Source organism: Acidovorax sp. WCS2018Noco2-16, assembly GCF_031843945.1.
In the GTDB taxonomy this organism is placed as follows: domain Bacteria; phylum Pseudomonadota; class Gammaproteobacteria; order Burkholderiales; family Burkholderiaceae_C; genus Paracidovorax.
This window is the reverse complement of the sequence record NZ_JAVTJJ010000004.1, coordinates 110,667-130,917: the sequence shown is the minus strand read 5'-3', so window position 1 is coordinate 130,917 and position 20,251 is coordinate 110,667. Positions and strand designations below refer to the sequence as shown.

Annotated in this window: 15 protein-coding genes and 1 pseudogene; 7 read left to right on the top strand and 9 right to left on the bottom strand. The window is 65.4% G+C overall.

The genetic code is table 11. The annotated features are described in order from the left end of the window. Positions 1-16: 16 nt before the first annotated feature. The 6 genes and pseudogenes from RQI28_RS11650 to nirB form a co-directional block, all read right to left on the bottom strand. A complete protein-coding gene (locus tag RQI28_RS11650) occupies positions 17-640 on the bottom strand; it encodes a TRAP transporter small permease subunit (protein ID WP_311222760.1) in 624 nt (207 codons plus the stop codon). Between the two features lie 323 nt (positions 641-963). Next, on the bottom strand, positions 964-2,676 hold the full coding sequence (locus RQI28_RS11645; protein WP_311222759.1) for an EAL domain-containing protein: 1,713 nt from the start codon (positions 2,674-2,676) through the stop codon (positions 964-966). 131 nt (positions 2,677-2,807) lie between these two features. Further along, the gene (locus RQI28_RS11640; RefSeq protein ID WP_311222758.1) at positions 2,808-4,544 is read right to left on the bottom strand and encodes a protein kinase domain-containing protein; all 1,737 of its coding nucleotides are present in this window, start codon (positions 4,542-4,544) and stop codon (positions 2,808-2,810) included. Positions 4,545-4,559: 15 nt separating this feature from the next. Continuing rightward, positions 4,560-5,371 (bottom strand): annotated as a pseudogene (locus RQI28_RS11635) (formate/nitrite transporter family protein). A gap of 48 nt (positions 5,372-5,419) precedes the next feature. Next, positions 5,420-5,761 carry a nitrite reductase small subunit NirD gene (nirD, locus tag RQI28_RS11630; protein WP_311222757.1) on the bottom strand — a complete coding sequence of 114 codons (342 nt, stop codon included), beginning with the start codon at positions 5,759-5,761 and terminating at the stop codon, positions 5,420-5,422. Positions 5,762-5,814: 53 nt separating this feature from the next. Then, on the bottom strand, positions 5,815-8,346 hold the full coding sequence (nirB, locus tag RQI28_RS11625; protein WP_311222756.1) for a nitrite reductase large subunit NirB: 2,532 nt from the start codon (positions 8,344-8,346) through the stop codon (positions 5,815-5,817). A gap of 444 nt (positions 8,347-8,790) precedes the next feature. Between nirB and RQI28_RS11620 the strand changes: the two genes are divergently transcribed. From RQI28_RS11620 to RQI28_RS11590, 7 genes are all read left to right on the top strand, one after another. Next, positions 8,791-9,624, top strand: coding sequence for a TOBE domain-containing protein (locus RQI28_RS11620; RefSeq protein ID WP_311222755.1), 834 nt, complete (start codon positions 8,791-8,793; stop codon positions 9,622-9,624). 125 nt (positions 9,625-9,749) lie between these two features. Next, complete coding sequence (locus RQI28_RS11615) at positions 9,750-10,520, top strand: ABC transporter ATP-binding protein (RefSeq protein ID WP_311222754.1); 771 nt, start codon at positions 9,750-9,752, stop codon at positions 10,518-10,520. Continuing rightward, on the top strand, positions 10,520-11,251 hold the full coding sequence (locus RQI28_RS11610) for an ABC transporter ATP-binding protein (RefSeq protein ID WP_311222753.1): 732 nt from the start codon (positions 10,520-10,522) through the stop codon (positions 11,249-11,251). Before RQI28_RS11615 ends, RQI28_RS11610 begins: the two co-directional genes overlap by 1 nt. A 58-nt stretch (positions 11,252-11,309) precedes the next feature. Further along, complete coding sequence (locus tag RQI28_RS11605) at positions 11,310-12,509, top strand: ABC transporter substrate-binding protein (RefSeq protein WP_311222752.1); 1,200 nt, start codon at positions 11,310-11,312, stop codon at positions 12,507-12,509. Between the two features lie 42 nt (positions 12,510-12,551). Then, positions 12,552-13,748: an ABC transporter substrate-binding protein gene (locus RQI28_RS11600; RefSeq protein WP_311222751.1), complete on the top strand. Its 1,197-nt coding sequence runs from the start codon at positions 12,552-12,554 to the stop codon at positions 13,746-13,748. A 75-nt stretch (positions 13,749-13,823) separates the two neighbouring features. Continuing rightward, positions 13,824-14,708 carry a branched-chain amino acid ABC transporter permease gene (locus RQI28_RS11595; protein WP_311222750.1) on the top strand — a complete coding sequence of 295 codons (885 nt, stop codon included), beginning with the start codon at positions 13,824-13,826 and terminating at the stop codon, positions 14,706-14,708. A 14-nt stretch (positions 14,709-14,722) separates the two neighbouring features. After that, on the top strand, positions 14,723-15,739 hold the full coding sequence (locus tag RQI28_RS11590) for a branched-chain amino acid ABC transporter permease (RefSeq protein ID WP_311222749.1): 1,017 nt from the start codon (positions 14,723-14,725) through the stop codon (positions 15,737-15,739). A 164-nt stretch (positions 15,740-15,903) separates the two neighbouring features. On the opposite strand, the gene RQI28_RS11585 is transcribed toward RQI28_RS11590, so the two are convergent. The 3 genes from RQI28_RS11585 to RQI28_RS11575 form a co-directional block, all read right to left on the bottom strand. Next, on the bottom strand, positions 15,904-16,956 hold the full coding sequence (locus RQI28_RS11585) for a glycosyltransferase (protein ID WP_311222748.1): 1,053 nt from the start codon (positions 16,954-16,956) through the stop codon (positions 15,904-15,906). Between the two features lie 1,033 nt (positions 16,957-17,989). Beyond that, positions 17,990-18,715, bottom strand: a complete 726-nt coding sequence (locus tag RQI28_RS11580; protein ID WP_311222747.1) for an IPTL-CTERM sorting domain-containing protein — start codon at positions 18,713-18,715, stop codon at positions 17,990-17,992. A gap of 409 nt (positions 18,716-19,124) precedes the next feature. Continuing rightward, entirely contained in the window at positions 19,125-20,237 is a 1,113-nt protein-coding gene (locus RQI28_RS11575) for a carotenoid 1,2-hydratase (RefSeq protein WP_311222746.1), read from the bottom strand. Positions 20,238-20,251: the final 14 nt, after the last annotated feature.

Here is a 20,251-nt window from a genome sequence, read left to right as displayed (position 1 = left end):
TTGTGTCTCCGCCGCTTTATTGGACGCTGGCGCCCTGGCCTTTTCCAGCGCCCTTGGCGGCTGCCGCCAGGTTGCGAATGGATTCGGCCAATTCCTCTTCTGCGCTTTTTTCACCCGCCTTGATGGTGGGGTCCTCGATCAAGCCCTTCAGGAATGCGATGCGCTTGATGAGCTCGGACCAGCCTTGCAGCAAGAGCAAGGTGAATCCCAGCGGAAGCATCAGGTACACCGGCCAACGGATGAGGCCACCCGCGTTGCTGGACATCTCACCAGAATTCAGTGCGCTAATGAAGAACGGAATGCTGAACCACAGCACTGCCAGGCACATGGGTGTCAAAAACACCACGAAACCGAAGATGTCGATCCAGATCTGCTTGCGCTTGGTGAGCCTGCTCGAGACCACGTCCACTTTGACGTGCTCGCCTTGCAGCAGGGTGTAGCCGGCCGACAGCAGAAATGACGCGGCGAACAGATACCACTGCACTTCCAGGAACGCGTTAGAACTCATGTTGAACATCTTGCGAACCACTGCATTGACGGCGCTGATGGCCGTCGAAGCGAGGATGAGCCAGATGACGTACTTGCCAACGAAGGTGTTGAGCCAGTCAATCCCTCGCGATACGCGTAGTAAAGCCTGCATGGTGTCTCCAATAAAAAGGCTCGGACAGATAACGCCGGTCGTTCAGCGGGGTCGCCGCGAGGGCCGGACAAACTTTTACAAGCGCAAGATTCTACGGAGCACTCTATTGCGAGTCTGACGGGAGTGTGACGGTGTAATCCCTTGATCCGGTCTATGTTTGACGCTATCAATATTATAGCTATTAGGGTAAACGATGAGCATTCTGCGCGGCTTGAGGCCGGCCTGGCGCGGCGTCGTCGCCGCGCTGCAAAGCCGATCTGTCTGAAGTCTTCCGCTCTGCGCCGCCTCGGCCGATGCGATGCGGTGCGCTGGGGCCGCTCCGTTCACCAGCCGGCCGAAAGGCTGCCGGCGACGCCCAGGGCGCTGGGCACGCGGGTCTCTTGCGGGGCTTGGCTCAGCGCGGGTTTGTTGTGGATCAGCTCTGCCATCGCTTCCATCCGGGCCGGCGCGGTGTGGTCCAGCCAGTGGGGAATATCAGCGGCCGGTATCGGCCGGGCGAACAGGTAGCCCTGCATGCTGTCGATGCCGCTGGCCAGCACGATGCGCAGTTCTTCGACCGTTTCCACGCCTTCGACAATCACCGGCAGGCCCAGCTCGCGGGCCATGGCCGCCACGTGGCGCAGCAGCGCCTGGCGGCGCAGATCCTGCGGGATCTTGCGCAGGAAGAGCCGGTCGCACTTGATGCCGGCAATGGGCAGGTCGGCCAGCACGCCCAGCGACGAATAGCCGGCGCCGAAGTCGTCCATTACCACGTGCACCCCGGCAGAGCTGAGCTGGCCTATGGCATGCGACATGCCCGGGCCGCTGGCGATGATGGCGTGCTCGGTCAGCTCCAGCTTGAGCAAGTGTTCTGGCAGGCCGCGCTGGGCCATCTCCCTGGCCAGCCACGCAGAGAAATCGGGCGCCAGCAAGGTGACCGGCGCCACGTTCACGCTGATGACGGCTTGCTGGCCGCTGCGCTGCTGCCAGTCGCGTGCGTGGTCCAGCGCGTTGCGCAAAATGAGCCGGTCGACCTGTGCGGTCACGCCATGCAGTTCGCACACCAGAAAGAACAGCTCGGGGTTCACGGCGCCCAGGCGCGGGTGTTGCAGGCGCAGCAGCGCCTCCAGGTGCAGCGTTTCTTCACGCAGGTTGACGATGGGCTGGAAATGCAGGGCCAGCTGGCGCGGCACCAGTAGTTCACGCAGGTGGTCGGCAATGAGTGACAGCTGCGCATCGCGCTCCGGCGTAAGCGGCGTGTTTGACGCCCGCATCATGCGCAGGCCCTGTCGCAGCAATTGCTGGCGGCCTTTGTCGTGGCGGATGGTCACCAGCTGGTCCAGCGCCAGCATCGCAGCAAACAGCACCACGCAGCCCAGCAGCAGCGGGTCTGTCTCCGTGGCAACGCCCAGCGGTTCCAGCTGGATGGCAAACATGTTGCACAGCAACCAGTGCAGCACCAGGATGGCGCCGCCGCACAGCACCCAGTCGGCGGCGCGGGCTGCGGCGCCGGTGGCTGTCAGGCCGTTCAATTTCGCCGACCGGTGCCGCAGCGCCGTGCAGACAGAAATGGCCCCAGCCAGTGCCAGGGACAGCGTAGCCGCCAGCGGGTTCAGCGCCGTGAAGTCTTCGACGTAAGGGTAGGCCAACACGCAGTGAGCCAGCGTGGCGCCCACTGCCAGACCGATGCCTGCGCCGGCCGTGTGCAGCTTGCTGGAGCTGCTGCTCAGCGCGGGCACCGTGAGCCTGCAGCTCGCCACCATCACCAAAAGCGATGCGAGCGCAGCGCCCAGGTCCAGGCCGCGCGGAGTCACGCTTTCGTACATGAAGAAACCCGCGACGTCCATCGCCCACACGATGCAGCCGATTGCCATGCCGGCGCGCGCGCCATTGATATGCCGGCTGGACCAGTCCACCGCCGAGGCGGCATGTTCCACAAGGCGCTGGCACATCACCACGACCAACGAGGCGAAAACCCAGTAAGCCCCCGCTTCCTGCCACTGCGGAAAAGGGACGGCGAAAGAGGCCGGAAGGGTGAGCGGCAGGCTGGCTGGCATGTGTGGATTTCCTCTCGGAGCTTGTTCTGTATTGCGGCAAATCATAGGAGGGTGTGGCGGCACGCTGCGATAGCCCCGCGATACGGCTTAAAGAGCAGGGTGCGCGCAGTGGGCCTGCCCGCCGCTGCGAATCAGCCGGCCAGCACACGCCAGCCTGCCATCGCCAGCAAGCCCAGTGCCAGCAACAAGCTCAGGCCCTGCCAGAACAAAACCGGGTTGCGTTCGATGAGCGGCGTGCTGCGCCGGCCCATGAAGGCCTGCGCTGGTGCCCGCAGGTCATGCGCCAGCTCAGAAGCTGCCTCCTGCCGCTTTGCCGGGTCGGGGTGCAGCGACTTGGCGAGCACGCCATCCACCCATTCCGGCAGGTCGGGCCGCAAGTGGCGCACAGGGATGTAGCGCAGACGGCGCAGATCCTGCGGCGAGCGCACGCGCGATGTGTTCAGGCCGTAGGGCAGCTGCCCTGTCAGCATCTGGTAGGCGATGGCCGCGAGCGAGAACAGGTCGGCGCGCGGGCTGCCGCCACGGTCCAGCAGGTATTCGGGCGCCATGTACTGCAGCGTGCCTGGCGCCGGGGCTGCGCGCTGGCCCGTGCTGCTTTCCGCCAGCCCGGCGACGTGCGCCGCCGCCAGGTCGATGAGCCGCGCGGTGCCATGCGCGTCGATCATCACATTTTCGGGCCGCAAGTCCTGGTGCAGCATTTCGCGGCTGTGCAGCGCATGCAGGCCCAGCGCCATCTGCTCGACCAGCGCGCGCACGCTGGCCAGCGTGGGCCGGGGGTGGTCGATCATCCATTGCGCCAGCGTCTGGCCCTCGATGTATTCCAGCGCCACGAACAGGTGGCTGCGTGGCCGCTCGCCGGCCCAGGCCTTGACCACATGCGGGCTGTCGATGCGGCGCGCCACCCATTCCTCCAGCACGAAGGCATCCAGATGGGCGGGCTGATCGCGCAGGTCCACCGACGGGGTCTTGAGCACGACCGCATGGCCGCTTGCTCCGTCCACCGCCAGATGCACGTGGCTGCGCGCGCTGACCTGCAGCTCGCGAACGATGGTGAAGCCCTCGAACACGGCACGCGGCGCCAGCGCAGGCGGCAGCGACAGGCCTTCGCGCGCCGCGTGCGGCAGGGGCGCATCGGCTGCGGGCAGGCCGTCCACGCGCAGCAGCTGCAGCGTCGCGTCGTCCGCACTGCCGCGTTGGCGCGCCTGTGCGGTCAGCCACGCGGCAGCCGCATCCAGGTCGTGCGGGTGCAGGGCCAGCGCGGTGTGCACGTCGGCGGCCTCCAGGCCTTGATAGGCGCCGTCGGTGGCCAGCACGTAGAAATCGCCCACATCGACGGGCCAGCTGCGGTAGTCGATCTCGACGTGCGCGCCGATGCCGAGCGCACGGCCCAGGTACGACTCCACCGATGACATGCGCACGCGGTGGTCGTCGGTCAGTTGCTCCAGCGCCTGGCGGTGCAGGCGAAATGCGCGCGCATCGCCCACGTGCAGCAGGTGGGCCTGCCGCCCTTTGAGAATCAGCGCCGTGAAGGTGCAGACGTAGCCTCTGTCTTTCTCGAACCGGCCCTCGCCGCGCTGCGTCTGGGCGTGCAACCACGAATTGGTGGCGCCTAGCACACGCTGAGCCGCGCGTCGCACCGACCAGGCTTCAGACGTGGCGTAGTAATCGTCGAGAAAAGTTCGCACCGCTGCCTGTGCCGCCACCTGGCTCACATCGCTGGAGCTGATGCCGTCGGCCAGCGCCAGTGCGATGCCCTTGCTGGCGAGCAGGAGCCCGGTGGGCAGCAGCGCGCCGTGAAAGTCCTGGTTGGCGCCATGCGGACCGGCCAGCGAGTGCTGGCCGAGCGTGACACGCAGGCCGTGAGCCATCGTGGAGAAGTGGGCTTAGTTCAACCGGCGCTTGGGCGCGGTTTTGTAGTGCGTGGAGTACAGCGTGGCGCCGACGAAGGTCAGGCCGCCCACCAGGTTGCCCAGCACGGTCGGGATCTCGTTCCAGATCAGGTAGTCCATCAGCGTGAAGTTGCCGCCCAGCATCAGTCCGATGGGGAACAGGAACATGTTCACGATGGAGTGCTCGAACCCCATGTAGAAAAACACCATCACCGGCATCCACATGCCGATGGCCTTGCCCGACACGGTGGTGGACATCATGGCCGCCACCACGCCGGTGGACACCATCCAGTTGCACAGCACGCCCCGGATGAAGAGCGTCAGCATGCCCGCCGCTCCGTGCGCGGCATAGCCCACGGTGCGGCCTTCGCCGATGTGACCGATCTTCTGGCCGACCAGGTTGGGCGCCTCTGAAAAGCCGAAGGTGAAGATGATCGCCATGAACACCGCCACGGTGAGGCGCCGGCGAAGTTGCCGCAGAACACCAGGCTCCAGTTGCGCATCACGCCGCCCCAGGTGGCGCCCGGGCGCTTGTCGAACACGGCCAGCGGCACCAGCGTGAACACGCCGGTCAGCAGGTCGAACCCGAGCAGGTACAGCATGATGAAGCCGACGGGAAAGAGCATCGCGCCGACGAGGGCGTTGCCCGTGTTCACCGTCACCGTCACGGCGAAGGCGGCGGCCAGGGCCAGGATGGCGCCCGCCATGTAGGAACGGATGAGTGTGTCGCGGGTGGACATCAGCAGCTTGGATTCGCCTGCGTCCACCATTTTGGCGACGAACTCGGAAGGAGCGAGATAGGCCATGGTGTGGTCAATCAAAAATAGGTGAAGGGGAGCGCATTGAAGGGCAGGTCATTGAGACAGCGCGACGAGCACGCGTCCGTCGTCGATACGTACCGTGTGCGCGCGCACCGAGTTCTGCGGAGCTTCCACGCATTCGCCGGTGCGCAGGTCGAAATGGTTCTTGTAAAGCGGCGACGCCACGACGACGCGCTCGCCCAGGCTGCCGATGAGCCCGCGCGAGAGCACGCTGGCGCCCGACTGCGGGTCCACGTTGTCGATGGCATGGAACTGGTCTTGCCCGATGCGGAAGATGGCGATGTGGCGGCCTTCCACCAGCGCGCAGACGCCGGTGTTGGGCACGATGTCGGCGGCGGCGCAGACGTCGGTGAGCTGCAGGGTTTCTGTGGTCATAGATGCGGTTTCCTGTGGGGCTGCGGGCGCGTCAGGCACGCGCCCGGCATGTGTCATGCGGTGGCGTCTTCTTCCAGGGCGGCATCGCTGCGCTCGTCGGCGCGGGCGGGGCGGATCTGGCCGCGCTCTTCCACGAACACGATGTGCTCGTCCTTCTTGTCGCTGTTGACGAACGAGCGGAACCGCTGGCGCACGGCCGGGTCGGCCACGGCGGTCTTCCATTCGCACTGGTAGGTGTTCACGACGTGCTGCATCTGGCTCTCGAGTTCTGCACCCAGGCCCAGGCTGTCCTTGATAAGCACATCCTTGAGGTAGTCCAGGCCGCCCTCGAGGTTCTCGCGCCACGTGCTGGTGCGCTGCAGCCGGTCTGCGGTGCGCACGTAGAACATCAGCACCCGGTCGATCATGCGGATGAGCGCGTCCTTGGAAAGGTCGGTGGCAAACAGCTCGGCGTGGCGCGGCTTCATGCCGCCGTTGCCGCAGATGTAGAGGTTCCAGCCTTTTTCGGTGGCGATGATGCCGATGTCCTTGCCCTGCGCCTCGGCGCACTCGCGGGTGCAGCCCGATACGCCGAACTTGATCTTGTGCGGCGCGCGCAGACCCTTGTAGCGGTTTTCCAGCTCTACGGCCAGGCCGATGCTGTCGTCCACGCCGTAGCGGCACCAGGTCGAGCCCACGCAGCTTTTCACGGTGCGCAACGATTTTCCATACGCGTGGCCCGACTCGAAGCCCGCGGCGATCAGCTCTTCCCAGATGGCGGGCAGCTGCTCTACGCGTGCGCCGAACATGTCCACGCGGGCACCACCCGTGACTTTGGTGTACAGGCCATACTTCTTGGCCACCTGGCCCACGGCGATCAGGCCGTCGGGGGTGACCTCGCCTCCGGGCATGCGGGGCACCACGGAGTAGCTGCCATCCTTCTGGATATTGCCCAGGTAGTAGTCGTTGCTGTCCTGCAGGCCGGCCAGTTCCTTTTTCAGCACGAAATCGTTCCAGCACGAGGCCAGCACGCTGGCTGCCACGGGTTTGCAGATATCGCAGCCCAGGCCCTTGCCGTGCTGGGCCAACAGGTCTTCAAAGCTCTTGATGTTGCCCACGCGCACCAGGTGATAGATCTCCTGGCGCGAGTGCGGAAAGTGTTCGCAGATGTGGTTGTTCACCGCCATGCCCCGCCGCGCCATCTCGAACTTCATCACCTGGGTGACGAGCGGCACGCAGCCGCCGCAGGTCGCCCCTGCCTTGGTGCAGGCCTTCATCTCGCCGATGGTGCAGGTGCCATCGCCCACGGCGGCGCAGATGTCGCCCTTGGTGACGTTGTTGCACGAGCAGATCTGGGCCGTGTCGGGAAGGGCCTCCACGCCCAGGCCCGGCTTGGCCTTGCCGTCGCTGGAGGGCAGGATCAGAAATTCAGGCTCGTCGGGCAGCTCAATGCCGTTGAGCGCCATCTGCAGCAGCGTGCCATATTCGTCGGCGTTGCCCACCAGCACGGCGCCCAGCAGCTGTTTGCCGTCTTCGCTGACCACGATCTTCTTGTAGATCTGCTTGCGCTCGTCGATGTACTGGTAGTTGCGGCTGTGCGGCGTCTTGCCCTGCGCGTCGCCGATGCTGGCCACGTCCACGCCCATCAGCTTGAGCTTGGTGCTCATGTCGGCGCCGGCAAAGGCGGCGTCCGTCTGGCCGGCGATGTGGCGTGCCACCACGCGGGCCATGTCATAACCGGGCGCCACCAGGCCGAAGAGCTGTTCGTTCCACGACGCGCATTCGCCGATGGCGTAGATGTCACGGTCGCTGCTGCGGCAGTGGTCGTCCACCGCCACGCCTCCGCGCGGGCCCAGTGCCAGCACGCACTGGCGCGCCAGTTCGTCGCGCGGGCGGATGCCGGCGGAGAACACGATCATGTCCGTTTCCAGGTGCGTGCCGTCGGCAAACACCATGCGGTGGCGCGCCATGGCGCCGTCGGTGATCTCCAGCGTGTTGCGGCCGGTGTGTACGTGCACGCCCAGCTCTTCGATCTTGGTGCGCAGCACGCGGCCGCCGCCGTCGTCCACCTGCACGGTCATCAGGCGCGGGGCAAATTCGACGACATGCGTTTCCAGGCCCAGGTCGCGCAGCGCCTTGGCGCATTCCAGGCCCAGCAGGCCGCCACCCACGACCACGCCGGTCTTGGAATGGGCGCCGCTTGCCCGCATGCCCTCCAGGTCTTCGATGGTGCGATAGACGAAGGTGTGGGGCCGATCACGCCCCGGCACCTGCGGCACGAAGGGCACCGAGCCGGTGGCCAGCACCAGCTTGTCGTATTCCAGCACCTCACCGTCCATCGTCGTCACGGTGTTGTTGCGGCGCTCGATGGATGCGGCACGTGCGGCTAGGCGCAGCTTGAAGCCGCTGCGCTCGAAAAAGCCGGGCTCCACGACAGACAGCTCGTCGGCCGTCTTGCCGGCAAAAAATTCGGACAGATGCACACGGTCGTAGGCGGGGCGCGGCTCCTCGCACAGCACGGTCACCTCGGCGTTGACCTTCAGTTGCTCGAGCTCTTCCAGGAGCTTGTGGCCGACCATGCCGTGGCCTACTACGATGATTTTCATGTGGGATTCCTGCATTTCCTGGCACCGCGAGGGCTTGCAGTTCGCAGCGCTGGACTCCGCTGGAAGGGAGTGGCGTGCGACAGGGGCCCCCGCGGAACGCGGATGAAGTCGGTTGGGAACGGCCGATCGCCAAAGCGGCTGGTAGCCGCGCTGGCTCGGGTTCCGCCGTCGTTGGCGGAGGCTGCGAGGCCAGCGGCGGCACTGCCACGGGCTTCGCGGTAGCTTCAGCAGGATTCGTGCCCGGCCGATCTTCCCGTAGCAGAGGCTGGGGCAGGGCGGGGCAGCCGCCACCGTACTGGTGCGGCGCACCAAACTGGTGTGCTGTCAGCCCGGTGGTGGGGCGGATGCACCGCTTCAGTCCCGAAACCCCGGAGCGCCCCGCTGAACGAGCCATCCGCCGACCCACCCGCGCATGAGCGTCGGCCGTGGCGGCATGATGGGCGCATGCAAGAAAAACGAGTCGCGTTCTCCGACGCGCTGGGCCATGGCATGGCGGACCGGCGCATCGACATCCTGCGCCGCATCGGTGAGGACGGTTCTATTTCCCAAGCCGCCCGCGCCGTCGGCGTGAGTTACAAGGCGGCATGGCAGGCCATCGACACGCTGACCAACCTGGCGGGCATGGCGCTGGTGGAGCGGCTGGTGGGCGGCTCAGGCGGCGGCGGTGCGCGGTTGACTGACGCGGGGCGCCAGCTGCTTACGGCGGCCGATGCGGTAGAGCAGGCCCGCCGCAAGGCCCTGGCGCAGATCGACGCCGGCCAGGCGGGCGGCACGCAGGCCGTCGCCCGCCTGGCCGTGCGCACCAGCATGCGCAACCAGTGGCCGTGCGTGGTGGTTTCGCTGGAAATGCATGGGCCCATCGTACTGGTGCAGCTGCGGGGCGACGGTGTAGCGGCGCAGGCATTGGACGTGCGCTCGCGCATCACCCGTGAAAGCGCCGAACTGCTGGGGCTGGCGCCGGGTTTGCCGGTGCAGGCGCTGTGCAAGGCCACCGCGGTGCGGGTGGCTGCGGCGGCGGGCGGCGGGGCGCAACCCGGCCCGAACGAATGGGTTGGGCGCGTCACCCGCGTGTCGCGCGGCAAAGCAGGCGACGAGGTGTCCGCGCAACTGGATGCGGGTGTGCAGATGGTGGGGTTTGCTGTTGCCGGCAGCGGCTTGCGCACCCGCGCACGGGTGATACTCAGCGTAGACGAATCCGCTTTTGTGCTGGCCGTGACACCGGGCCTCACGCTGAATTTGAGCCCCGGCAGGGTTGGCGAGCATAGCGTTTCTACATAGGCATTTGCCCCATGTCCCGGCCTTGGGCGCCGGACTTACGATGCGCTGCAACATCCCCGCGGGGACAGCGTTTCGGCTCATTGGCCGGTCGCCGTCAACGCCCACCACGGAGCCGCCCCAAGCGCATGAGCGACGTCATTCTCGAAACCCACAGCCTGACCAAAGAGTTCAAGGGCTTCACGGCGGTCAGCGATGTCAACCTTGCCGTGCGGCGGGGTTCGATCCACGCGCTGATCGGCCCCAACGGCGCGGGCAAGACCACCTGCTTCAACCTGCTGACCAAGTTCCTGGAGCCCACCTCCGGCACCATCCACTTCAATGGCGAAGATATCACCCGCGAACACCCGGCGCAGATCGCGCGGCGCGGCATCATCCGGTCTTTCCAGATCTCTGCGGTGTTTCCGCATCTCACCCTGCTGGAAAACGTGCGGCTCGGCCTGCAGCGCCAGTTGGGTACGTCGTTTCATTTCTGGCGCAGCGCCAGCAGCCTGCGGCAGCTCGACGACCGCGCCATGCAACTGCTGGGTGAAGTCGGTCTGGAAGATCTGGCCGATGAGATGACGGTGAACCTACCCTACGGCCGCAAGCGCGCCCTGGAGATCGCCACCACGCTGGCCATGGAACCCGAGTTGATGCTGCTCGACGAGCCCACGCAGGGTATGGGCCACGAAGACGTGGACCGCGTCACCCAGCTCATCAAGAAGGTCTCGGCGGGCCGCACCATTTTGATGGTGGAGCACAACATGAAGGTCATCGCCACCATCGCCGACCGCATCACCGTGCTCCAACGCGGCGCCGTGCTGGCCGAAGGGCCGTACGAAGAGGTCTCCAACAACCCGCTGGTGATGGAGGCCTACATGGGCACCACCGACGGCCAATTGCAGGGAGCGCACTGATGGCCGCCCCGCAAGCAACCAGCGGCCAGCCCGCGCTCGAAATCCGCAATCTCGAAGCCTGGTATGGCGAGTCGCACGTGCTGCACGGCGTGGACATCGTGGTGCAGCCCGGCGAGGTGGTCACGCTGCTGGGCCGCAACGGCGCCGGCCGCACGTCGACCATGCGCGCCGTGATGGGCCTGACCGGCGCCCGCAAGGGCTCGGTGAAGATCGATGGCGTCGAAACCATCGGCATGGCAACCCACCGCATCGCGCACCTGGGCGTGGGGTACTGCCCCGAAGAGCGCGGCATTTTCTCCAGCCTGTCGTGCGAAGAAAACCTGTTGCTGCCGCCGGTGCTCAAGACCGGCACGCAGGCTATGTCGGTCGATGAGATCTATGCCATGTTCCCCAACCTGGCAGAGCGCCGCCATAGCCAGGGCACGCGTCTTTCGGGCGGCGAGCAGCAGATGCTGGCCGTGGCGCGCATTCTGCGCACCGGCGCCAAGCTGCTGCTGCTCGACGAGATTTCCGAAGGCCTGGCGCCGGTGATTGTGCAGGCGCTGGCCCGCATGATCGTCACGCTGCGTCAGAAGGGCTACACGGTGGTGATGGTGGAGCAGAACTTCCGCTTCGCCGCGCCGCTGGCCGACCGCTTCTACGTGATGGAGCATGGCCGCATCGCGCTGCAGTTCGGCGCTGCCGAGCTTGAAGCGCGCATGCCCGTGCTCAACGAACTGTTGGGCGTGTGATTTCCTGCACCCATCGATCACCCTATTCCACCCATCCACACCTCAAGGAGACAACAACATGCAAAAGAACCAACTCACCCGGCTGGTGATGGTGCTGGGCGCGCTGGGCCTGGCCGCTTCGGCCGTGCACGCGCAGGACAAGGTGAAGATCGGCTTCATCACCGACATGTCGAGCCTGTACGCCGACGTGGAAGGCAAGAACGGCGCGGTCGCCATCCAGATGGCCATCGACGACTTCGGCGGCAAGGTGATGGGCCTGCCGATTGAACTGGTCACTGCAGACCACCAGAACAAGGCCGACATCGCTGCGTCCAAGGCCCGCGAGTGGATCGACACGCAGAACCTGACCATGCTGTTCGGCGGTACCAATTCCGGCACCGGTCTGGCCATGGCCAAGGTGGCGCAGGAGAAAAGGCGCGTCTTTATCGTCAACGGCGCTGGCACATCGGCCTTGACCAACGAGCAGTGCAGCCCCTACACCGTGCACTACGCCTACGACACCGTGGCCCTGGCCAAAGGCACCGGCGGCGCTGTCGTGCAGCAGGGCGGCAAAGACTGGTTCTTCCTGACGGCCGACTACGCCTTCGGTGCGGCCCTGGAGGCCGATACCGCCAAGGTGGTCAAGGAAAAGGGCGGCCGTGTGGTGGGCACCGTGAAGCACCCGATCAACGCGTCGGACTTCTCCTCGTTCCTGCTGCAGGCGCAGAACTCGAAGGCACAGATCCTGGGCCTGGCGAATGCGGGTGGCGACACCATCAATGCGCTGAAGGCCGCACGTGAGTTCGGCATCAACAAGACGATGAAGATGGCGGGCTTGCTGGTCTTTCTGACCGACATCCACAGCCTGGGCCTGAAGAACACCGAAGGCCTGTTGTTGACCACCAGCTGGGACTGGAACCTGAACGACAAGGCGCGCGAGTTCGGCCGCAAGTTCTTCGCCAAGACCAAGCGCATGCCCACCGACATCCAGGCGGCAGACTATTCGGCCACCATCAACTACCTCAAGGCCGTCGATGCCGCCAAGACCGTGGATGCCGACAAGGTGATGGAAAAGCTCAAGTCCACGCCCATCGACGACTTCTACGCCAAGGGCACCATCCGCCCCGATGGGCGCTTTGCGCACGACATGTACCTGATGCAGGTGAAGGCACCCGCTGAATCCAAGGAGCCATGGGACTACTACAAGGTCGTCGCCAAGCTGCCCGCCGATCAGGTGTGGACCACCAAGGCCGACAGCAAGTGTGCGCTCTGGAAGTAAAGCGCGGCCGGGCTCGATAAAACCACAAGCAGGAGACAAGACATGAACCAGAAATTCACACGATTGGCGCTGGTAGCCGCCATGGGCTTGGCCGCAGCGTCCGCCGCCCAGGCGCAGGACAAGGTCAAGATCGGCTTCATCACCGACATGTCGAGCCTGTATGCCGACGTGGAAGGCAAGAACGGTGCGGTCGCCATTCAGATGGCCATCGACGACTTCGGTGGCAAGGTGCTCGGCATGCCCATTGAGCTGCTGACCGCCGACCACCAGAACAAGGCCGACATCGCGGCGTCGAAGGCGCGCGAATGGATCGACACGCAGGGCCTGACCATGGTCTTTGGCGGCACCAATTCGGGTACGGCGCTGGCCATGGCCAAGGTGGCGCAGGAAAAGAAACGCGTGTTCATCAATAACGGCGCGGCTACCTCGGCCCTGACCAATGAGCAGTGCAGTCCCTACACCGTGCACTACGCGTTCGACACCGTGGCGCTGGCCAAGGGCACCGGCGCGGCCGTGGTCGACAGCGGAGGCAAGAGCTGGTTCTTCTTGACGGCCGACTACGCCTTCGGCCACGCACTGGAAGCCGACACCAGCAACGTGGTCAAGGCCAAGGGCGGCACGGTGGTGGGCTCGGTGCGCCATCCGCTCAATGCGTCGGACTTCTCCTCGTTCCTGCTACAGGCGCAGAACTCCAAGGCCCAGGTGCTGGGCCTGGCCAATGCGGGTGGCGACACGGTCAACTCGATCAAGGCAGCGAAAGAATTCGGCATCGGCAAGAGCATGAAGCTGGCCGGCCTGCTGATCTTCTATAGCGACATCCACAGCCTGGGCCTGCGCAACACCGAGGGTTTGCAGTTCACTACCAGCTGGTACTGGGACTTGAACGACGAGACGCGAAAGTTCGCCGACAAGTTCATGGAAAAGACCAAGCGTCGCCCGACCGAAGTACAGGCTGCTGACTATTCGGCCACCATGAATTACCTGAAAGCCGTTGAAGCGGCCAAGACGGTCGATGCCGACAAGGTGATGGAAACCTGGCGCGGCACCAAGATGAACGACTTCTTCGGCTCGGGATCGATCCGTGGCGATGGCCGCTACGTGCACGACATGTACCTGATGCAGGTGAAGGCTCCATCGGAGTCAAGCGGCACTTGGGACTACTACAAGCTCGTCAAGAAGTTGCCGGGCGAGACGGTGTTCACCACCAAGGCCGAAAGCAAGTGCGCGCTGTGGAAGTAGGACGCCGCGCCGCTGCAGCCTTGTTCGCACCCGCTCATCTGACCTGACCCTTTCCTTCATCACCCGCGCCATCCCATGGAAATCTTCGGTGTCTCCCTGCCGGCCTTGCTGAGCCAGCTCCTGCTGGGGCTGGTCAACGGCTCGTTCTACGCCATCCTCAGCCTGGGGTTGGCGGTGATCTTCGGGCTGCTGAACGTCATCAACTTCGCGCACGGAGCCCTCTTCATGCTGGGAGCGCTGCTCACCTGGATGGGGTTGACCTATCTGGGCGTGAACTATTGGGTGATGCTGGTGGTTGCGCCGTTGGTGGTGGGGTTGCTGGGTGTGGTGATCGAGCGGCTGCTGCTGCGCTGGATCTACAAGCTCGATCATCTGTACGGCCTGCTGCTGACGCTCGGGCTCACGCTGCTGATCGAGGGCGTATTCCGTTCCATCTACGGCGTGTCGGGGCTGGGTTACGACACGCCAGAGCTGCTGGAAGGCGCGACCAATCTGGGCTTCATGATCATGCCCAACTACCGCGCCTGGGTGGTGGTGGCATCCATCGTCGTCTGCCTGGCCACCTGGTACGTCATCGAGAAGACCAAGCTGGGCGCCTATCTGCGCGCCGGCACTGAAAACCCGCGCCTGGTCGAAGCCTTCGGCATCAACGTGCCGGTGATGATCACGCTGACCTACGCATTCGGTGCGGCGCTGGCGGCCTTCGCCGGCGTGCTGGCCGCGCCGGTCTACCAGGTCACGCCGCTGATGGGGCAGAACCTCATCATCGTGGTGTTCGCGGTGGTGGTGATCGGCGGCATGGGCTCCATCATGGGCTCCATCCTCACGGGGCTGGGCCTGGGTGTGATCGAAGGGTTCACCAGGGTGTTCTATCCGGAAGGCTCATCCACCGTGGTGTTCGTCATCATGGTCATCGTTTTGCTCATCCGTCCCGCCGGCCTCTTCGGCAAAGAGAAATAAAAAGAGGCCATCGCATGAACCAAAAGAACCTCACCCTCATCGGCTACAGCCTGCTGCTCGTCGGCTTGGTCGCCGCGCCGTTCCTGGGCGCCTATCCCGTCTTCGTGATGAAGCTGATGTGCTTCGCGCTGTTTGCTTCCGCATTCAACCTGTTGCTGGGCTACACGGGCATGCTGTCGTTCGGGCACGCCGCCTTTCTGGGCGGCTCGGCCTACGTCACCGGCCATGTGGTCAAGGCCTGGGGCGCCACGCCCGAGCTGGGCCTGCTGGCCGGTTTGCTCTCCGGCGCGCTGCTGGGTTTGGTAATGGGCTTTTTCGCCATCCGCCGCCAGGGCATCTACTCAACCATGATCACCCTGGCGCTGGCGCAGATGCTGTTCTTCGCCTGCCTGCAGGCACCCTTCACGGGCGGTGAAGACGGCCTGCAGGGCGTGCCGCGCGGCAAGCTCTTCGGTGTGATCGACCTGGCCAGCGACCTGACCATGTATTACGTGGCGCTGGTGGTTGTGGTGGTGGCTTTCCTGGTCATCGTGCGCACCATCCACTCACCCTTCGGCCAGGTGCTCAAGGGCATCAAGGAAAACGAGCCACGCGCCATCTCGCTGGGCTACGACACCAACCGCTTCAAGCTGCTGGCCTTCGTCATCTCCGCCGCCATCGCCGGCCTGGCCGGTGCGCTCAAGACGTTGGTGCTGGGCTTTGCCACGCTGTCGGACGTGCACTGGTCATCGTCGGGCCACGTCGTGCTGATGACGCTGGTGGGCGGGCTGGGCACGCTCAGCGGCCCGCTGGTGGGCTCGGCCGTGGTGGTGCTGCTGGAAAACAAGATCGGCGAGCTGGGCAACCTGCTGGCGGCCGTCAGCGGAGTGGAATGGTTTCGCACGCTGGGCGAATCGGTCACCATCGTCACCGGCCTGATCTTCGTGGTGTGCGTGCTGGCGTTCCGCCGCGGCATCATGGGTGAGCTGATCGCGTGGGTGGAACGGCGGCGTGCAGCGCGGGCACCACGATCAGGGTCCGGCACGCACTGATCTAGTCGGTGTCGGCGGATTTTGAATCAAATGAGGCTCTAGCGCTTATGTGATAAGCGCTGGTAGCTATAAAAAATATAGCGAACGGTGCCGCGCGGTTAGGCTACGCGGTGCATGGTTGCTGGCTCGTCGCCGCCAAGCCGGTACACGCGTTCGGCCCGGCGTTACAGCCCGTAGAAAGTCCGATTGGCTTGCATGCGCGCGGCCTCCGATGCCGGAAAGCGCTGCTCCCGCAGCAGTTGCCGCAAGGCGTCCCGGCCCTGATCCTGCGCACCGGGGGCATAGAAGGAGCTGACGGCCAACTCATCCAACGCGCGCCAGGCGTACACCGCGCCGTCCACGAACAGGATGTCCGCCGGCTTCGGGATGCGTGCCGCCTGCTGGGCATACAGGTGTGCCAGCGCGAACTCCGACCGCAGGCGGTGATAGCGCGCCAGCTCGCACAGGGGTTCGGCGCGCTGAGGCCGCTGCGCGTAGGCGGCGAGGTAGGCGTCACGCACCGCGTTGTCGGGCATCTGCAGGCGCTCGGTCAGCACCGCCACCTGGAACAGCGCGTACCACGATTCCTCTTCCCAGCCGCCCATGCCGGCGCGGCGGCGGTACCACTCCAGGCTGTCCTGCAGGCGGTTTGCATCGCGGTAGCTTTGCGCCAGATAGAACACGTTGCGGGTGTTGTCCGGGTCTTCGCGCAGGTCCTGCTCCAGCACCGCGATGTCGCGCAGGTAGGTGTCGGGATCGCGCCCGCGCGCGCCGTCGTGGGCCACCTCAATGACGGGGCCCGCCAGCGTCTGCCATGGGCCGTGCGAGGGGGCCGTGAGGTATTCGTGCAGCACACCCTCCCAGCGCCAGTCCACGCGCGTGGCCACCATGCTGTTGCGCTGGTATTCCCAGCCGTTCATCTGGCATTGGAAGAGGTAGCCGTCGGCATCCAGTGCCGGCCACCGGTATTGCGCCGGCATGCGCAGTTGCTCATCGGCGTCGATGAACAGCAGGTAGTCGGCGTGCGGCCGGGCCAGCTCCAGGGCCTCGTTGCGGTTGTGCGCGAAGTTCTTCCACGGCCGCTCGTGCAGGGTGCCGGGAATGTCCTGCATGAAACGGCGAACGATGTCCTGCGTGCTGTCCGTGGAGCCCGTGTCCACGATGACCCAGTGGTCGATGAACGGCAACACAGAAGACAGGCACCGCGTGATCACCGGTGCCTCGTTCTTCACGATCATGCTCAGGCAGATGCCCGAGCCACTCACCTTGGAACGAGTGCCGATAGCACTGGGATCACGAAATGGCGGCACTATCCGCTCATTCACCCCGATCACTGGCAGTAGGCTTCCGCCGTCATCTGATTTGAGTCGGCGCAAGAGTAAGTGCACGTCCAGGCGTTGGTGGCGGAGCGTCGAGTGCCGGCCAGGAAATTAGTCAGTGGGGTATCTGTCGCACAGCCGCCTGAAACGACGTTGCCGGCACTGCAGGTTGCAGTGACGGTGCCGAGGCTGTTGACCCCACACATTGCCGTATTGGAAGTGAGTGTCAGCGTCCCCACGCTACCCGTTGCCCCTGTTGCACCGGTGGCCCCCGTCGCGCCGGTTGGACCCGTGGCGCCAGTGGTCCCCGTGGCGCCAGTGACGCCGGTGTTGCCCGTCACGCCCTGAATCCCCTGGATACCTTGGGGGCCCGTGCCTCCGGTCATGCCCGTGGCGCCGGTTACGCCCGTCGCCCCGGTAACTCCGGTTGCGCCCGTCACGCCGGTCACCCCGGTGGCACCCGTGGCCCCAGTCACCCCCGTTGTGCCCGTGGCGCCTGTCGCACCCGCCCCAGTGGCTCCCGTGGCTCCTGTAACTCCGGTCGGGCCCGTTGCGCCAGTGGGGCCTGCGGCACCGGTGACTCCCGTGGCTCCCGTCGCACCATTCCCCACGCCCGCAGCGCACTGCGTCAACTGGCCCGTACCGGCGTCATAGCAAGTCAGATTGCTGTTGGTAGGCGAGGTGGGCAGGCCGGGCACATAAACCTCGCCCGCGCCTTGCACGCGCAGGCGCTCCTGGCCGCCCTGGCCTTTGACTACGAAGCCACCGCCTGCGGGCGGCGTCACGGTGATATCGGCAGCCATCACTCCGGCGGCGTGCAGAGCCAGTACGGAGCTCAGTGCGGGAACGACCCAGTAGCGATTCAGGCGATTCTTGGACATGGGAAAACCTTCTCTTGTCTAGCAGTGTGTTGAATGTCTTTTCCAGTGGTCGGAGGGGCCGTCAGCGACGGTCAGCCCACCTGGCGGGAATGCGCCGCGAATTCGCGGCGCTTCCAGTACATGGCTGTGCCGATCAGCAGCGACAGCAGCATCAGGCCGTACTCGCTCAGCGTGGGAATGGCGGCCACAGCCGTCGCGCCGCCGATCTGGACGGTGCCCGTCACGGTGGCGAAGTTGCGCACCACGGTGGCGTTGGGCCCCAGGTTGACCACGGCGGTCGTGCCGCCGGACGACACGAGCCGCACGTTCTGCCCTGGCGCGCCCTGCAGGGTGAGCGTGCCCAGCACGGTGATGTTGGTGCCAGCGGGCAGCACGAAGGTGCGGCCGGTGGTGCTGGAAAGCGTCAGGTTCTGGAACACGAAGTTGCCGCTGATCTGACTGGTGTTGCCAGGGTCGCAGCCATCGCGCAGCACCACGGTGTTGCCGCCGGTATTGATGCTGCCGCCGGTATTGATGCTGCCGCCGGAGATGAGGTTGCCGCCCACCGAGATGACGCCATTGCTGCCAGTGACGTTGGAGCCCGACCCGAAGGTGGCGTCGGTGTCCACATTCACCGTGCCGCCGTTGAGGTTCAGGGTGCCTTGCATGTCCAGCGCGGAGCAACCCAGATCCGTCTGGCCTCCTGCGGGAACATCAAGCGACGAGCCCGGCGGAAAGACCCACTGCGCGACGGCTGGCTCGCAAAGCAAGAAAGCGCACGCGCAGGCCGCGAGCAAATGTTTGCCGATGGATTTCATGGCGGAACCCTGGGGTGGGTGATGCGTGTTTTCACGACGCATGGTGGTTTCGGGTGCCTAAACGCCATGCTGATCAGCTGGGCGCCGGATGAGTTGCGATTCGCGCGAGTCACGTGCTTCATGCCTGCCCATCGGGCTGCGCGTTCGCACACTGCTTGCTTACCAATTGTTATCAAATGCAGCAGGGCCCGAGAGTTAGATTTCCAACTTTCTGCCTGGTGGCGCGCGCACTTGCCCATCTCAGCGCCTGCTGCGGCCTGGGACCTGGCACGCATGGATCTGATCAGTATGAGTGAATTTTGAGGAGGAATAGGCCTCTAGCGCTTATGCAATAAGCGCAAGCAGCTATAATAAATATAGCAATCCCATGGGGTTCGCCCCGACTGGCTTGGTCGCCCCGCCAACTGCCTCAGCCCAGCCGCAGCCGCTGCGCATACCCCGTCATCTCCAGATACCCCTGGCCCACCGCATTGCCAGCTGCGTCGCGCAGCACGCTCAGGCCCTCCCAATAGACAGCGCCGGTCGAGCCCCGGCTGTCCAGTTCCTGGTCGTCCAGCAGTGCCTGCACGATAAAGCTGCCCTGTGGCGTGGCCACCCGCCATTCGACCGGGTAGCGCGCAGCGGTCGCGCCGCTTTGCCACTGCCGCAGCGGCGTGAACGTGACCTCGTTGGCGTCGAACACCCGCGCTGCATCGGCACCCGCCGCGCGCCAGGATCCCCCGGCCCACAGCGCGCTGCCGTCGGCTCGCCGCAGCCGGAAGGCGGTGAGTGCGGAGCCGTCCGCCAGGTTCATGCCGACCCAGTCCCAGCCCACCGCGTCGGGGTGCATCAGCGCTTCGCTCCATTCGTGGTCCAGCCAGGCGCGGCGGTCTTGCGGCGCGCTGCCTTCATCCACCGCCATGCGCTGGCCGTCCAGCGTGATGTGGCCAGACACAGCCAGCTGCGGCTGGCTGTAGTAATGGCTGGCCTGCGATGGGTCGGGCCCCTTGCGTGAGAGCCCCGCATCGCCTTGCAACAGCAGGGGCTGCGTTGTGTCGAAGCGCAGTTCCAGCGCAAATCGTGCGCCCTGCACGCGCGCCGTGTACCGGCTGCTGCCCGGTGCCGCACCGCCAGCGCGCACCAGCGACCAGTCGCGCAGCCGCACATCGGTGTCGCCCTCGGCCGCCTCGGCAATGCCGAAGCCGGCCCGCGCGATGCGCTGGTCGTGGTGCAGCTTGCGGCCCGCCACGTCGGTCAGCGCGGCATGGGCAAACACCAGCTGCCGCGCGGCAAAAGCCGACTGCATCTGCTGCGTGGCATCCACCCGCGACCGGAAAAACGTGACCTGAAAACCCCAGCGCCGCCCGGCCGCCAGAGCATGGCCGGTGATGTACCACCACTCCGTGCGCAAGTCCGGATGGCTGCCGTGGTCCTGCGGAAACTGCAGTGCGCGCGGCGTGGGCGGCGCCTGTGCGCGCACGCCGGGCGGCAGCGCCAGTGCGCCCAGCGCCCACAGCAGGTGGCGGCGGTTGGGGAGATGCATTGCGTTGGATCGGG